1 protein-coding gene is annotated in these 366 nt (G+C 63.9%); it reads right to left on the minus strand.

All coding sequences use genetic code 11. The features are described 5' to 3' along the window. A partial coding sequence (locus AB4Z02_RS19350) for an efflux RND transporter permease subunit (RefSeq protein ID WP_441973006.1) occupies window positions 1-274 on the minus strand: 274 nt, incomplete at its 3' end. Window positions 275-366 lie beyond the last annotated feature (92 nt).

Genomic DNA, 366 nt, shown 5'->3' on the forward strand with positions numbered 1-366 from the left:
TCAGGGAGCGGTTCGTGCTGCTGACCGCGGACGTGCTCTCGAGGTCGGGCACACCCTGGATGGCGGTCTCGATCGGCGTGCTGACGTCATTGTTGACGACCTCGGGCGACGCGCCCGGATAGCTGGTCACGATGGCGAGCTGCGGGAACTGGATGGACGGCGCGAGCTCCTGCTTGAGGCTCGTCAGCGCAAGGCCTCCGAAGATGGCGACGACGACCGTGACCAGTGCGATGAGAGCACGGTTCTTCATGCTGAGGACGGCGAGAAAATGCACAGGTGTTCCCTTGGCGGAAAGTGATTATGGGGTGCCGCTCACACGGCTGCTGAGCTGCTGCTGTGGCGCTCCGGGCCAGTATCGCATTGCAG

The sequence above is a fragment of the Pedococcus sp. 2YAF34 genome (assembly GCF_052114585.1).
In the GTDB taxonomy this organism is placed as follows: Bacteria; Actinomycetota; Actinomycetes; order Actinomycetales; family Dermatophilaceae; genus Pedococcus.